Raw genomic sequence first — 14,933 nt, 5'->3', positions numbered from 1 at the left:
GCTCATGGCAGCCGAAACCGTAACCCAGATCATTTCCGTGTCCCAGACGGTGGAGGCCGTCGCGGAGCAGACGTTCTACATTCCGATGACGGGACCCGCCGCCCGGCCGCGGCGGTCCCTCAAGCACGACGATACCTTCATCGTGCTCGACAGCCACGGCGACATCGGCGCTTCGGCGGGCGGGCCGGACGGGCTGTTTCACTCCGACACGCGCTACCTGGCGCGGCTGGAGCTCGTGCTCGACGATCTTCAGCCGCTGCTGCTCGGCTCGAACCTCCGCGACGACAATTCGGCGTTGACGGTCGATCTCACCAATCCCGACATCTATCGTCAGGGCCGCCTCGTGTTCCAAAAGGATCTGCTGCACATCGTGCGCACGATCTTCCTGTGGCGCGGTAGCGCTTATCAGCGCATCGGCGTGCAGAACCACGGCGACGCACGCGCCAGCTTCGAGCTGACGCTGCTGTTCGACAACGACTTTGCCGACCTGTTCGAGGTCCGCGGCGAGCGGCGCCCGCGCCGTGGCACCGGTACGAGCCGCTTGTTAGGTCCGACCGACGTGCTGTTCGAGTATCGCGGCCTCGACGAGGCCGAGCGCATCACTGGGCTGCATTTCGATCCGCGTCCGACGCGGCTGTCGGTCAATGCTGCGACTTGGCAGCTCGAGCTCGACCCGCACGAGGCCAGATCGCTGTTCGTTGCCGTCTCTTGCAACCGGCCGGTGACGGAAAAGCCGGCGCGGTTCTTCCCGGGCCTCTTGGCGCACCGCCGCGAGATGCGGCAGTCGACCATGGGCGCCGCCAGCATCGAGACCTCCAACAACATCTTCAACGAGGTGCTGTGCCAGGCCATGGCCGACCTCAACATGCTGATGACGGAGACGCCGCAAGGGCGTTATCCCTATGCCGGCATTCCCTGGTACTCGACGACGTTCGGTCGCGACGGCCTGATCACCGCGCTCCAGATGCTCTGGGTCGATCCGCGCGTCGCCAAGGGCGTATTGCGGCGCCTTGCGCATTTCCAGGCGAAGGCGGTCGATCCGCTCGCCGACGCCGCGCCCGGAAAGATCCTGCACGAGATGCGCGGCGGCGAGATGGCGGCGTTGGGCGAGGTGCCGTTCTCCCAATATTACGGCAGCGTCGATTCGACCGCGCTATTCGTCCTGCTCGCGGGAAGCTATTTCGAACGTACCGGCGACGAGGCCACGTTGATCGAGCTGTGGCCGGCGATCGAGGCCGGGCTCGCCTGGATCGACGGCCCCGGCGATCCCGATCAGGACGGTTTCGTCGAATACCAGCGCGCGACGGAGAAAGGACTCGCCAACCAGGGCTGGAAGGATTCCTACGACGCGATCTTCCATGCCGACGGCCAGCTCGCGGAAGGCAATATCGCTCTCGCCGAAGTCCAGGGCTACGTCTACATGGCCAAGCAGTCGGCGGCGCGCTGTGCCCTGCAGCTCGGCAAGCCGGACCGCGCGCGCCAGCTCGAGGCCGAAGCCAAGGCGCTGGCCGAGCACTTCGAGAAGGCGTTCTGGTGCGAGGAGCTCGGCACTTATGCGCTCGCCCTCGACGGCAAGAAGCGCCCCTGCAAGGTGCGGACCTCGAATGCCGGGCAGGTACTGTTCAGCGGCATGATCCGCGAGGACCGCGCCCGTCTGGTCGCAGCCGATCTAATGCGGCCGCATTTCTATTCGGGCTGGGGCATCCGCACCGTCGCGCAAGGCGAGGTCCGCTACAACCCGATGTCCTATCATAACGGGTCGATCTGGCCGCACGACAACGCGCTGATCGCGCTCGGGCTCGCGCGCTACGGCCTCAAGCATTCGGTGGCCCATGTCTTCAAGGGGCTGTTCGACGCGGCGACCTATATGGATTTGCGTCGGCTGCCCGAATTGTTCTGCGGCTTTCGGCGCGAGAAGCGGCGCGGCCCGACGCTGTATCCGGTCGCCTGCGCGCCGCAGGCCTGGGCCAGCGCGACGCCGTTCACGTTGCTGGAGGCGGCGCTCGGCATCGAGTTCGACGTGGCGCGCGGGGAGATTCGCCTGCGCAATCCGCATCTGCCGGCGTTCCTGAACGAGGTGATCCTGCGTGATGTGCGGCTGGGCGAGTCCAGCGTGGATCTGCGCGTCAGCCGCCATGCCGATGACGTGGCGCTGGAAGTGTTGCGCACGCGCGGCCAGATCCAGGTCTCGATCGTGCTGGCGCGCTAGCGGCGTGCCGTGAGGAGGGTGTGATGCGTGCTATCGGAGCGCTGATCCTGGGCATAGCCATCGTCGCGGGCCTGGCGGCTGCGCCCTCGCGCGCCGCGGAGGATCAGCCCGCGAGCCAGAGCGAAGCGAATGCGCCGCCGGCACAGCCGCCGGCCTCGACCGTTCCGGTCACCCCGAAGGATGCCGCCCCGCCGCCCTCGGTGACCATCATCGGCGCGAGCGAAGCGCATGGCGTCCTTGGCCGCGACGTGCGCAGCGCCGCCGGCGAAGACATGGGCCGTATCGTCGACGTCATCGTCGATCGCACCGGCCATGTGCGCGCGGCGGCGATCGATTTCGGCGGCTTCCTCGGCGTCGGCAGCCGTAAGATCGTGGTGGACTGGAACGCGCTGCGCTTCGGCAAGATCGCCAACAAGAAGGACAGCATCACGCTGGAATTGACCAAGGCGCAGGTCGCGGCTGCGCCGGAATACAAGGAAGACACGCCGATCGTGGTGCTCGGCGCGTCCGGCAGCCTTCAACCGCTGCAAGCGATTCAGTGAGGTGCCCGGAGGGCTGACCGCCTGTGCTGTTGTCGAGCAAGCCGAAACATGCAGATCGCGACGCCCCGGTTGAGCAGGACCACGCCGCCGCGCTATCGGCTGCAGGTCTTCCGGCACCGTCGCGTCAGAGCCTGCGCGGGCTCGACTGGTTCATCTTCTTCCTCGCCGATGTGCAGACCGGATTCGGTCCGTTCATCGCGGTTTACCTCACGACGCAGAAATGGACCCAGGTCGAGATCGGCCTCGTGCTGTCGATCGGCGGCATCGTCGCCCTGATCGGGCAGATGCCGGGCGGGGCAATCATCGATGCGGCGAAATCGGAACGGCTGGTGGCCGCGCTTGCGATTGCCACCATCGGCTGCTGCGCGCTGGCCTACGCCGCGATGCCGATCTTCCCAGTGGTGGTGACCGCCGCCACCCTGCATGCGATGGCGAGCTGCGTGCTGGGGCCGGCGATTGCCGCGATCAGCCTCGGCCTGGTCGGTCCGCTCGCGATCGGCGAGCGTCTTGGCCGCAATGCGCGCTTTGCCTCGCTCGGCAACGGCGTCGCGGCGGCGGTAATGGGTACCGCCGGCTACCTGCTGTCGAGCCGCTCGGTATTCCTGGTCACCTTCCTGCTCGCGATCCCGACCCTGATCGCGCTTTCGCGCATCCGCGAGCACGAGGTCGACATCGCGCGCTGTCACGGTGAGATGCCGCCTGAGGCAGCCGATCGCGGCGACACCAATGTCTGGCACCTGATCCGGCAGCGTCCGCTGATCGTGTTCGCGCTGAGCGTGCTCTTGTTGCAGCTCGCGAACGCGGCGATGATGCCGCTGATGGCGAGCGCGGTGACGGCGCGGTCGAGCCAGTGGGCGACGGTGCTCGTCGCCTTTTGCATCGTCGTCCCGCAGGCGATCGTGGCGCTGCTGTCGCCGACGGTCGGGCGCAAGGCACAACTTTGGGGCCGACGGCCGCTGCTCCTGATCGGATTCGGCGCGTTGACGATTCGCGGTCTGCTGTTCGCAACCGTGCGCGATCCCTATCTGCTCGTGCTGGTGCAGGTGTTCGATGGGCTCACCGCGGCCGTGTTCGCGGTGATGATTCCGCTGATCGTCGCCGACGTTGCCTTCGGCAGCGGTCACTTCAACCTGGCGCAGGGCATCGTCGGCACCGCGACCGGCATCGGTGCGGCCTTGAGCACCGCGCTTGGCGGCTATGTCAGCGACAAGTTCGGCAACGCCACCGCCTTCATCGGACTGTCCGGGGTTGCCGCGACGGGGCTTCTGCTGATTCTGTTCGTAATGCCGGAGACGCGGCGCGCGGGTATGACTGCAGCAGCGGATCGTCCATCCTGGTGATACTCAATTCGTCGCTGGCGTAGCGCCCACGCCGGCCACGCAACCGTGCCAGCCGAAAGCATCGAACGACCGCCAGCACGGCCGTGCCGACCAGTCCGCCACAGAAATAGCAGGCAAGATAGGTGCCGCCGGCGATGCCGCTGTTGTCCGAGGCCGCCTGTCCGACGAAGCGGATATGGACGCACTGCCGATTGCGGCGGACTGAGAGCCTTGTTGGTCATTGTTTTGCGCAATGGCGATTTCGCAGGCGCGCGGTCCGGGCTATTGTCGCCATGTCTTCGTCGCGAGGCTTGCAATTGGTTGGTGAAAAAGATCTGGAGGCATCGCTCGATAGGCTGCGCGCGAACGCAGCGGGACCGGTCGCCGGCGTGTTCGGTCCGGCCTCGCTGACCTGGCAGATCGACCGGGAGGCCGTAATCTTTCTCGGCGCCGGCCGCGCGCTGCTGCTGCAACTGGCGCATCCTTGGGTCGCGGCGGCGATCGCCGAGCATTCGCGCACCCTTGCCGATCCGATCGGCCGCTTCCATCGCACTTTCGACATCGTCTTTACCATGGTGTTCGGCTCGCTGGACCGGGCGCTGCGGTCGTCCCGGCAGTTGCACCGGCGCCACAGCATGATCGTCGGCGAGATGCCCGACACCGTCGGGCCGTTCGCGGCCGGCTCGCGCTACTGCGCCAACGACATTCCCTCGCTCCGCTGGGTCCATGCGACGCTGGTCGAGACCGCACTGATGGCGCATGATCTGGTGCTGCCGCCACTCTCGGCGGAGGAGCGCGAGCGCTATTGGAGCGAGGCCCGGCTTTACGGCGCCCTGTTCGGATTGACGGGGGATGATCTGCCGGCGGACTGGTCGGGCTTCGCAGCCTACACCAAGGCGATGGCGCAGTCGGATACGCTGACCGTCAGCCCGGCGGCGCGCGAGATCGCCGAGCAGATCTTCAGCGGCGCCCGTCCCTGGTTGCGGCCGCCGCGATGGTACCGCGCGCTCACGGCGAGGATGCTGCCGGAACGCTTGCGGGCCGGCTTCGGATTTGAGCTCGATGAGCGGGACATCAGAACTGCCGATCACGCGCTGAAATGGATACGGCGTGTCTATCCGAGATTGCCCGACAGGCTGCGCTATGTCGGGCCCTATCAGGAGGCGCAAGCGCGGCTGCGCGGCGAGCCGCAACCCGATTGGCTGACCCGATGCCTCAACAGAGCCTGGATCGGGCGGCCGCAGATGGATGTGCGGGGGCAGTAGAGCCTCAAAAGCCAGGCCTGTCCGGTCGTCCGTGCCGTTCACGGGGTGCCGTTATCCTCCATCATTCCGGCGGTACGATGGATTCCGGGCTCGCGCCAAAACCCGCGCCCCGGAATGACAGCGTCGCCTCACACCGCCGCCAGCTTCCGGTACAGCGCGCTGTAGCTGCCGGCCGAGATGCTCCAGGAGAACGATCGTCCCATCGCGCTGCGGCGCATGGTATCGAGCTGGTCCTGCGCCATGAACGCCTCGAACGCGCGGCGGACGCCGCCGAGGAAGGATTCACGCGAGGGTCTTGAGAACAGGAAGCCGGTCTCGCCGTCAGTGATGGTTTCGGCAAGGCCGCCGGTCTGGTGTCCGATCGGCAGCGAGCCGAAGCGCTGCGCGTACATCTGGCTGAGCCCGCACGGCTCGAAGCGTGAGGGCATCAGGGTGAAATCGCTGCCGGCGAAAATACGGCGAGCCTGGGCGTCGTTGAAGCCGATCACGACCCCGATGGCGTCGGGGCGGCGCCGGTGCGCGTCGATCAAGGCTTGCTCGAGCGCCGGCTCGCCGGAGCCGGTGACCACGATCTGCCCGCCGGCGTCGACGATCTCGTCGGCGGCCGACAGCACGAGGTCGATGCCCTTCTGGTGCACAAGGCGGGCAACGATGCCGAACATGGGACCGCGTGAGACCGCAAGCCCGAATTGCTTGCGCACGTAGTCCGCATTCGCTTTCTTGCCGACCCAGTCGCCCGCGCCGAATTGCTGCGCGAGCTGTGCGCAGGAGCGTGGGTCCCAGCTCTCGTCGATGCCGTTGAGGATGCCGGTGAGCTCGGCCGCGTCGGAGCGGACGCGAAGCAGGCCTTCGAGGCCGCAGCCGTATTCGGCCGTCGTGATCTCGCGCGCATAGGTGCCGCTGACCGTGGTGAGGTGAGACGCATAGACCAGCCCCGCCTTGAGGAAGGAGACCTGGTCGTAGAATTCGACGCCGTCAATGTGGAACGAGCTCTCCGGAGCGCCGATCCGCCGCAGCGAGTCCTTCGGGAAGAGACCCTGATAAGCGAGATTGTGGATGGTCAGGATCGACGGCAGCTTGGCGCCGCGCCAGGCGAGATAGGCCGGCACGAGCGAGGCCTGCCAGTCGTTGGCATGGATCAGGTCTGCTGCCCAATTCTTGTCCAGCGTGCCCATGGCCAGCTCAGCGGCGGCCGAGGCAAGGCGCGCGAAGCGGATGTCATTGTCCGGCCAGTCGCGCCCGGATTCGTCGCCATAGGGATTGCCGGGTCGGTCGTAGAGCTGTGAGCACAACAGCACGTAGACCGGCAGGCCATCCTTGGTCGCGGCCCGTCCGAGCGAGCAGGCCGGCATCTCCGCAAATGCCGGACAGCGGCCAACGATTTGAATGTGCGTGAGTTGCTCGATGATGTCGCGATAGCCGGGCAGCATGATCCGGATATCGGCAAAGGAGCGAAGGGCGCGAGGAAGGGCCGCGGAAACGGCGCCAAGTCCGCCCACGCGGACGAAGTCGTCCATCTCTGTCGTGACGAACAAGACCCTCAAGAACAGCTGCCCTCTGCCGAGCCCGCTTGCCTCTATGCAAGAACGGGTCCAGTTGCCGTCACATTCAAATCCCCGCCCACGCGGCCTGTCCGTTCGGTAAAGACTTTCCTACTCAGCCGCCGCCCTCTAGGGTCGGCGCATCAACAACAAAGAACACTGAAGGTTCCATGGGGCTCCGCGGATGCAGCTAGCAGATAAGCATGGGGGAAAGACGACAAAGGCCTTCGCGGGCCTGCGGGTCCTGGATTTTTCGACCACGATTGCCGGTCCCCATTGCACGCGGATGCTCGCCGACATGGGCGCTGAGGTCATCAAAATCGAGACCGATGGCGGAGAGACGATGCGGACCCGACCGCCGCTCCGCAAGGGTTGCAGCACCACGTTCGGCCAGCTCAATGTCGGCAAGAAGAGCGTGGTGCTCGACCTCAAATCCGAGGACGGCAAGGAGGCGGTGCGCCGGCTGGCCACAACCGCCGACATCCTCGTCGAGAACTTCCGCCCGGGGGTGATGCGCCGGCTGCGGCTCGACTACGACAGCATGCGTCAGATCAACCAAAGGCTGATCTACTGCTCGATCTCCGGCTACGGCCAGACCGGGCCGTCGGCCGAACTGCCGGCCTATGCGCCGGTGATCCATGCGGCCTCGGGCTACGACATGGCGCATCTTGCCTACCAGCCCGGTCGCAGCCGTCCCGACTATTGCGGCATCTACCATGCCGACGTCGTCACTGGCACCTACGGCTTCGGCGCGATCGCGTCTGCGCTCTATCAGCGCACCGTTACGGGCCTTGGCCAGCATATCGACGTTTCCATGCTGGAAACGATGCTGTCGCTGACGCTGACCGAGTTGCAGAGTTCGCAATTCGCCGTGAAGCCGCCGCCGCGCCCGATGTTCGGGCCGACGGAGACGGCCAGCGGCTACGTCATGATCACAGTCGCCAGCGAGAAGACGTTTCGAGGTCTGATGGAGGTGATCGGCCGCACCCAATGGATTTCCGATCCGCGCTTTTCGACCTACGCCGCGCGCCGCGAGAACTGGGCCGAGATGATGGACGGCGTCGAAGCCTGGTCGCGGCAGCTCACGACCGATGCATGCCTTGCCGCGCTCGGCGCGGCCGGCGTCCCGGCCTCGGCCTATCGCACCGTGTCCGAAGCGCTGGCCGATCCGCAGCTCGCGCACCGGCAGGCGCTGTCCGAAGTGCGGGATGAAGGCGGCTCATTCCAGGTGCTCAATTTGCCGTTCCGGATGTCGGGCGCGGAGACCGCGCCAGCCAAGACGATGGCCGTGCTCGGCGAGCATACGGATGCGCTGCGCGCCGAGATCGGTCTTGCGAGCGATGCACCAATTCCGTCAGGCAAAACGGCCGCAACGCGCTGAACGCAACGCGCCGCGACATGCGGCGCTCGAACTCTCGTGCGTTCCTCTTGCCGTGGCGGACATTTGTCGCCAATCTTGCTCCCGAGTCATTCAACGATCCGAAACATCGGACGAGGGATCCTGGGAGGAACCATGACGAAGGCGGCTGCAGTCGCACGCAAGCGCGTGCCGATTTTCCTCGTCGCGGCATTTGCTCTGGCCGCGCCTGCGCAAGCGCAGAAATCGGGCGGCAGCATCACCGTCGGACAGGAGCTGGAAATTGCAGGGTTCGACCCGCTCAAAGTCGGCGTCTACGACACCTCCACCTTCACCGCGGCCGCCGCAATCTTCGACACGCTGACGACGCTCGATGAGAAAGGGCAGGCCGCGCCAAAACTGGCGGTGTCCTGGACCCATTCCGATGATTACAAGAGCTGGACCTTCAAGCTGCGCCAGGGCGTGAAATTCCATGACGGCACGCCGTTCAACGCGCAGGCTTTCAAGGAGAATTTCGACCGGCAGAAGGACCCCGCCAACAAGTGCCGCTGCGCCTTCTACATCACCAACGTCAAGGAGGTGCTGGCGCCCGACGAGTACACCATCGTCTATAATCTTACCGATCCGGCCGTGAACCTGCCGGCGACGATAACCATCCAGAGCCAGAACAACGTCGTGCATTCGCCGACGGCCTGGAAGACCAAGGGCGACGACTATAATCGCAATCCCGTCGGCACCGGCCCCTACATGCTGAAATCCTGGACTGCGGGCGACCGCATGGTGCTGGAAAAGAACCCCAACTACTGGGACAAGGGCCGCCCCTATCTTGACCGCATCATCCTAAAGCCGCTGCCGGACGCGCAGTCGCGCTTCGCTTCGCTGCAATCCGGCGAGGCCGACATCATCTGGGACGACGAGAACGACGCCGACAACATCATGAGGGCGCAGAAGGATCCCAAGCTCACCGTGCACACCTACAAGGGCTCGGGCGCGCAGGTCTATGCCTTCAACACCAAGGTTGCGCCGTTCGACGATGTCCGCGTGCGGCAGGCGCTGGTGATGGCGATCGACCGTCCAAAAATGTCGCAGGCGATCAGCAACGGCCTGAGCCGGCCGGCGAGCAATCCCTATGGCGACGGCTCCTGGGTCAAGTGCAAGGACGACGGTGCGCTGCCGTTCGACGTCGAGAAGGCCAAGGCGCTGATCAAGGATTATGGCAAACCGGTCGAGTTCAAGATGCTGGTAACCGCGACGCCGCGTGGTCGCATGATCGGCCAGGTGCTCCAGCAGTTCTGGAAGCGCGTCGGCGCCAACATGGAGATCGAGCAGGTCGACCAGGCCACCATTCCGTCGCGCGCCTTCGCCCGCCAGTTCCAGCTGACGCCATGGCGCATCGTCGATCTCGCCGATCCCGATCCGCAGATGTACGCCAACTTCCGCAGCGGCAGCCCACTCGCGCTCGCGGGCTTTTCAGATCCCGAACTCGACCGGCTGCTCGATCACGCCCGCGTCACCGCTGATCCGGCACAGCGCACCGAGGATTATTGCGCGATCAGCCGCCTCATCAACAAGGAGGCGATCTGGTTCTGGACGTTCCAGAACACCTATTACGCGCTGTCGAGCGCCAAGCTGAGAGGCTTTCCGAAAATCTACAACGGCGTGATCGACGTCTCGAGCACCTGGCTGGAATGAAAGCGCGATGCTGAACTTCGTCGTTCGGCGGCTCCTTGCGATCCTGCCGGTTCTGCTGGCCGTCTCGTTGCTGACCTTCCTGATCGCATCGCTGCTGCCGGGCGATCTCGCTTTGGTCATCCTCGGCGACCAGGCGACGCCGGAGAACGTTGCGGCACTGCGCCGTGACATGGGGCTCGACCAGCCGCTGTGGTGGCGTTACCTGAGCTGGCTCGGTCATGTCTTGCAGGGCGATCTCGGCCGCTCCTTCCGCACCGGGCAGACGGTGCTCCAGGCAGTGGCCGAGCGCATCCCGGTCTCGCTCCAGCTAATGCTGATGGCGGAGTTCATCGGGCTCCTGATCGGCGTGCCGCTCGCGATCGCCTGCGCTGCGCGCGCCGGCGGCGCCTTCGACCGCTTTATGACCGGCAGCGCCTTTGCCATGCTGTCGATGCCGTCCTTCCTGACGGCGATCCTCCTGATCTATCTGTTCGCGGTCGAGCTGCACTGGTTGCCGGCGACCGGCTATGTGCCGTTCACGGAGGCGCCGCTGGCCAATCTGCGCTTCTTCGTGCTGCCCGCGCTGACGCTGGCGCTGGCGGAATGGCCGGGCATCATGCGCGTGCTGCGCTCCGACATGATCGCGACCTTGCAGGAGGACTATATCGCGTTGGCCAAGGCCAAGGGCCTCAAGCCAGCGCGCATTCTGTTCGTGCATGCGCTCAAGCCGTCGTCGCTGACGCTGGTGACGGTGACCGGAATCAATATCGGCCGCTTGCTCGGCGGCACGCTGATCGTGGAATCGATCTTTGCGCTGCCTGGCATCGGCCGGCTGCTGGTCGGCGCGATCTATACCCGCGATCTTGTCATCCTCCAGGGTGTGGTGCTGCTGGTCGCCTGCGGCTTCGTGCTCGTGAACTTCATCGTCGATATGCTTTACGCCGTGCTCGACCCCAGGATCCGCCATGGCCACGCTTGAGCTCTCGATGCAGGACGATGCGACGTCCGCGCCCGTTCGCGGCAGGCATAAGCTCGGCCTGCTGTTTTGGCTCGCGAGCGGCTGGCTCGCGATCGTTGTTGCGCTCGCGATCCTCGCGCCGGTGCTGCCGCTGCAGAACCCTGTAGACATGGACATGCTGGAGCGCCGCGCGGCGTTCTCCGGAGAGCACTGGCTCGGCACCGACGGGCTCGGCCGCGACGAGTTCGCTCGCCTGATCTTTGGCGCGCGGGTGTCGCTGACAGTCGGGCTGATCGCGCCGATGATCAGTCTCGTTTTCGGCGGCGCGCTCGGCCTGCTCGCCGGCTATTTCCGCGGCCGGTTCGAGACGCTGGTGGTCGGCAGCATGGACGTGCTGCTGGCCTTTCCGCCGCTGATCTTCGCGCTGGCCGTGACTGCCTATCTCGGCCAATCCGTCCCCAATCTCACCTTGATCCTCGGCGTGCTCGGCATTCCCGCCTTCATGCGGGTGGCACGCGCGGCGACGCTGACGCTGGCGCGGCGCGAATTCGTGATTGCAGCAGAGGCGCTCGGCGCCAGCCATGCCCGCATCATCTTGCGCGAGCTGCTGCCGAACGTGATCCTGCCGCTGCTCGCCTTCTTCCTGCTCGGTGTCGCCGTCACCATCGTGGTCGAGGGCGCGCTGTCCTTCCTCGGTCTCGGCGTGCCGCCGCCGATGGCGAGCTGGGGCAGCATGATCGGCGAAGGACGCGACAGTCTCGACGTCGCGCCGCGGCTCGCCTTCTTGCCGGCGGCGGCGCTGTTCCTGACCGTCCTGGCCTTCAACCTCGTCGGCGATACCTTGCGGGCGCTGACCGACCCGCGTCAGGGGGCATTGTGAGCGTGCCGCTCCTGAGCATCGAGCACGTCGCGGTCGAGCTGCCGACACCGCGCGGCAATCTGCGTGCTGTGGATCACGTCGACCTGTCGCTGGCGGCCGGCCGCACGCTCGGCATCGTCGGTGAGTCTGGCTGCGGCAAGACCATGCTGTCGCGCGCGGTGCTGCAGCTGCTGCCGAAGAAGGCGAAGCTCACCGGCCGGGTGATGTTCGACCGTGAGGATCTGGTGCGGCTCGATGCGGAACGGCTGCGGCGCTTGCGTGGGCGCGATCTCGCGGTCGTGTTCCAGGATCCGATGACCTCGCTCAATCCGGTGCTCACCATTGGCACCCAGCTGATGGAGACGATCCAGGAGCATCTCGAGCTGGATGCCCCGGCGGCACGGAAGCGCAGCATCGAGCTGCTGGCCGCTGTTGGCATTCCGGCACCGGAGCAGCGGCTCGCGCAATACCCGCATCAATGCTCCGGCGGCATGCGCCAGCGCATCGCGATCGCGATCGCGCTGTCCTGCGAACCGAAGCTGCTGATCGCGGATGAGCCCACCACGGCACTCGACGTGACCATCCAGGCGCAGATTCTCGATCTCCTGGCGCGTGAGCAGCGCCGCCGTCATATGGCGATGATCATCATCACCCATGATCTCGGCGTCGTCGCCGGCCGCGCCGACGAGGTCGCCGTGATGTATGCGGGCAGGGTGGTGGAGCGCGCACCGACGTCGGCGCTGTTCAAGCGCATGCATATGCCCTACACCGAGGCGCTGCTGGGGGCGATTCCGAAGTTGGACACCGCGCCGCATACGCTGCTGCCTGCGATCTCCGGCCGTCCGCCGGACCCGATACGGCCGCTGCGTGGCTGCTCCTTTGCGCCGCGCTGCCGCTATGCCGCGGGGCGCTGTCACGAGGCCAAGCCCGAACTAAAGAGCGCGGAGATGCCGGAGCATCTCTATGCCTGCTTCCATCCGATCCGGATGGCCGAGGGGATCGGCGCATGATGCAGCTTGCCGTGCGCCCCGAGCCGCTGCTGAACGTCGACAATCTCGTCGTCGAATATGGTCTCGGCAACAAGACGGTGCATGCCGTCTCCGGTGTCAGCTTCCAGGTCGCGCGCGGCGAGACGCTGGGGCTGGTGGGTGAATCCGGCTGCGGCAAGTCGACGCTGGGGCGCGCGGTCCTGCAATTGCGTCGCGCCAGGTCCGGGCGGGTGATGTTCGACGGCCAGGATCTGACGGCGATGGAGGGCGAGGCGCTGCGCAAGATGCGCCGCCGCGTGCAGCTGATCTTCCAGGATCCGATCGCCTCGCTCAATCCGCGCCGGCGTATCGGCGACATCGTCGCCGAGCCGCTGATCATCGCCGGCGTCAAGGATGCCGCCGAGCGCAAGCGGCGCGTTCACGAGGTGCTCGTCGCGGTCGGGCTCGATCCCGATATCGTGGCGGGCCGTTTGCCGCATGAATTCTCGGGCGGGCAGTGCCAGCGCATCTGCATCGCGCGGTCGCTGGTGCTCAATCCTGAGTTCATCGTCTGCGACGAACCGGTCTCGGCGCTCGATGTCTCCATCCGCGCGCAGATTCTCAATCTGCTGGAGGAGATGAAAGCGCGCTTTGGCCTGACGCTGCTGTTCATCGCGCATGATCTCGCGGTGGTCAAAGCCGTCAGCGACCGCGTCGCGGTGATGTATCTCGGCCGGCTCTGCGAGGTCGGGCCGTCGGAGCAATTGTTCGCAAGGCCTGCGCATCCCTACACGGACCTGCTGTTGCGGGCGATCCCGGTGCCGGATCCGGACGTGCGTCCCGCCGAGAGTGTGGCGACCGGCGAGCCGCCATCGCCGATTGCGCCGCCGTCCGGCTGCCGCTTCCGCACCCGCTGTCCGCGCGCCGATCAGCAATGCAGCGCACAGATACCGGAGTTGCGCGAGGTCGCAATCGGCCAGTTCGTGGCTTGCCATCATCCGCTGGCCTAAACTAAGACGGCTTCGGGGTTTGTCTCGTCGTGTCGGCCATGGCATGGTGGCGCGACAACAAGAACATGCCGGGAGGATGTCGATGAAGAGCTTCAAGGTCGCCGATTTCAAGGCGCCGCTGCAGGAGTTCGACCAGCCCACGCCGCAGCCGTCGGGTACCCAGGTGCTGATCAAGGTCAAGGCGGCCGGCGTCTGCCACAGCGACCTCCACATCTGGGAGGGCGGCTACGATCTCGGTCACGGTCGCAAGCCGCTGTCGCTGAAGGACCGGGGCATCAGTTTGCCGCTGACGATGGGCCACGAGACGGTCGGCGAAATTTTGGCGTTCGGTCCCGACGTGAAGCCGACCGACCAGGGCGACCTCAAGCTCGGCGATGTCGGCCTGGTCTATCCGTGGATCGGTTGCGGCAAGTGCGCCACCTGCCTCGGCGGCGACGAGAACATGTGCCTGACGCCGCGCTCGCTCGGCGTCTATTGCGATGGCGGTTATGCCGATCACATGCTGGTGCCGCATCCGCGCTATCTGCTCAATCTCCGGGGGCTCGATCCCGCGACAACCGCCCCCTACGCCTGCTCGGGCGTCACCACCTACAGCGCGCTGAAGAAGGTCGAGCAGCATTTCGATACGCCGATCGTGATGTTCGGCGCCGGCGGCCTCGGCCTGATGGCGCTGTCGCTCTTGAAAGCGATGGGCGGCAAGGGCGCGATCATGATCGACATCGATGCGAAGAAGCGCGAGGCGGCGGAAAGGGCCGGTGCGCTCGCGACCGTCGATCCCAAGGCGCCGGATGCGCTGGAGCAACTCGCCAAGAAGGCGGGCGGGCCGATCCGCGCCGTGATCGACCTCGTCGGCAACGCCGCGACGACGCAACTCGGCTTCGACTGTCTGACCAAAGGCGGCAAGCTCGTCATCGTCGGCCTGTTCGGCGGCGGCGCGACCTGGGCGCTGCCGCTGATTCCGATCAAGGCCGTGACGATCCAGGGCAGCTATGTCGGCAATTTGCGCGAGACGCAGGAACTGCTCGATCTGGTGCGGACGAAGAAAGTGGCACCGATCCCGGTGACGCCGCTGCCGCTCGCCAGGGCCAACGACGCGCTGGCGCAATTGCAGCAGGGCGCGGTGGTCGGACGCACCGTGCTGACGCCGTAGTTTCAAATCGTCGTTCCGGGGCGATGCAAAGCATCGAACCCGGAACCTCGAGATTCCAGGTTCGGTCCTGCGGACCGCCCCGGA

12 protein-coding genes and 1 pseudogene are annotated in these 14,933 nt (G+C 65.9%); 11 read left to right on the top strand and 2 right to left on the bottom strand.

Going from position 1 to position 14,933, the window contains the following annotated elements; genetic code table 11:
• Positions 1-4: 4 nt before the first annotated feature.
• Genes IVB12_RS25190 through IVB12_RS25180 form a run of 3 tightly spaced genes read left to right on the top strand, consistent with a single transcriptional unit; the run spans position 5 to position 4,091 of the window.
• On the top strand, positions 5-2,209 hold the full coding sequence (locus IVB12_RS25190) for an amylo-alpha-1,6-glucosidase (RefSeq protein ID WP_247303075.1): 2,205 nt from the start codon (positions 5-7) through the stop codon (positions 2,207-2,209).
• 23 nt (positions 2,210-2,232) lie between these two features.
• A complete protein-coding gene (locus IVB12_RS25185; RefSeq protein ID WP_247303073.1) occupies positions 2,233-2,751 on the top strand; it encodes a PRC-barrel domain-containing protein in 519 nt (172 codons plus the stop codon).
• Between the two features lie 23 nt (positions 2,752-2,774).
• The gene (locus IVB12_RS25180; RefSeq protein ID WP_247303071.1) at positions 2,775-4,091 is read left to right on the top strand and encodes an MFS transporter; all 1,317 of its coding nucleotides are present in this window, start codon (positions 2,775-2,777) and stop codon (positions 4,089-4,091) included.
• A gap of 3 nt (positions 4,092-4,094) precedes the next feature.
• Here IVB12_RS25180 and IVB12_RS25175 read toward each other — a convergent pair.
• Positions 4,095-4,260, bottom strand: a pseudogene (locus tag IVB12_RS25175) (MFS transporter); the annotation flags it as partial.
• A gap of 127 nt (positions 4,261-4,387) precedes the next feature.
• On the opposite strand from IVB12_RS25175, the gene IVB12_RS25170 reads away from it, so the two are divergent.
• Positions 4,388-5,335 (top strand): oxygenase MpaB family protein, encoded by a 948-nt coding sequence (locus IVB12_RS25170; protein ID WP_247303069.1) that lies wholly within the window; start codon positions 4,388-4,390, stop codon positions 5,333-5,335.
• A 128-nt stretch (positions 5,336-5,463) separates the two neighbouring features.
• On the opposite strand, the gene glgA is transcribed toward IVB12_RS25170, so the two are convergent.
• Positions 5,464-6,879 carry a glycogen synthase GlgA gene (gene glgA / locus IVB12_RS25165; RefSeq protein WP_247303067.1) on the bottom strand — a complete coding sequence of 472 codons (1,416 nt, stop codon included), beginning with the start codon at positions 6,877-6,879 and terminating at the stop codon, positions 5,464-5,466.
• Between the two features lie 181 nt (positions 6,880-7,060).
• Here glgA and IVB12_RS25160 point away from each other — a divergent pair, with 181 nt between their 5' ends.
• The 7 genes from IVB12_RS25160 (at position 7,061) to IVB12_RS25130 (ending at position 14,849) form a co-directional block, all read left to right on the top strand.
• Entirely contained in the window at positions 7,061-8,257 is a 1,197-nt protein-coding gene (locus IVB12_RS25160; RefSeq protein ID WP_247303064.1) for a CaiB/BaiF CoA-transferase family protein, read from the top strand.
• A gap of 132 nt (positions 8,258-8,389) precedes the next feature.
• The gene (locus IVB12_RS25155) at positions 8,390-9,925 is read left to right on the top strand and encodes an ABC transporter substrate-binding protein (RefSeq protein ID WP_247303062.1); all 1,536 of its coding nucleotides are present in this window, start codon (positions 8,390-8,392) and stop codon (positions 9,923-9,925) included.
• Between the two features lie 7 nt (positions 9,926-9,932).
• Positions 9,933-10,883, top strand: a complete 951-nt coding sequence (locus IVB12_RS25150) for an ABC transporter permease (RefSeq protein ID WP_247279274.1) — start codon at positions 9,933-9,935, stop codon at positions 10,881-10,883.
• Positions 10,870-11,742: an ABC transporter permease gene (locus IVB12_RS25145; RefSeq protein ID WP_247303059.1), complete on the top strand. Its 873-nt coding sequence runs from the start codon at positions 10,870-10,872 to the stop codon at positions 11,740-11,742. Before IVB12_RS25150 ends, IVB12_RS25145 begins: the two co-directional genes overlap by 14 nt.
• Positions 11,739-12,731: an ABC transporter ATP-binding protein gene (locus IVB12_RS25140; protein WP_247303057.1), complete on the top strand. Its 993-nt coding sequence runs from the start codon at positions 11,739-11,741 to the stop codon at positions 12,729-12,731. The genes IVB12_RS25145 and IVB12_RS25140 overlap by 4 nt, the downstream gene beginning before the upstream one ends.
• A complete protein-coding gene (locus IVB12_RS25135; protein ID WP_247303056.1) occupies positions 12,728-13,699 on the top strand; it encodes an oligopeptide/dipeptide ABC transporter ATP-binding protein in 972 nt (323 codons plus the stop codon). The genes IVB12_RS25140 and IVB12_RS25135 overlap by 4 nt, the downstream gene beginning before the upstream one ends.
• Before the next feature lie 82 nt (positions 13,700-13,781).
• Positions 13,782-14,849: an alcohol dehydrogenase gene (locus IVB12_RS25130; protein ID WP_247303054.1), complete on the top strand. Its 1,068-nt coding sequence runs from the start codon at positions 13,782-13,784 to the stop codon at positions 14,847-14,849.
• The last annotated feature ends 84 nt before the right edge of the window (positions 14,850-14,933 follow it).

Origin of the sequence: Bradyrhizobium sp. 179 (assembly GCF_023073535.1) — a bacterium.
GTDB lineage: Bacteria > Pseudomonadota > Alphaproteobacteria > Rhizobiales > Xanthobacteraceae > Bradyrhizobium.
Note: the sequence above shows the minus strand (reverse complement) of the source record. Positions and strands in the feature narration are given on the sequence as shown.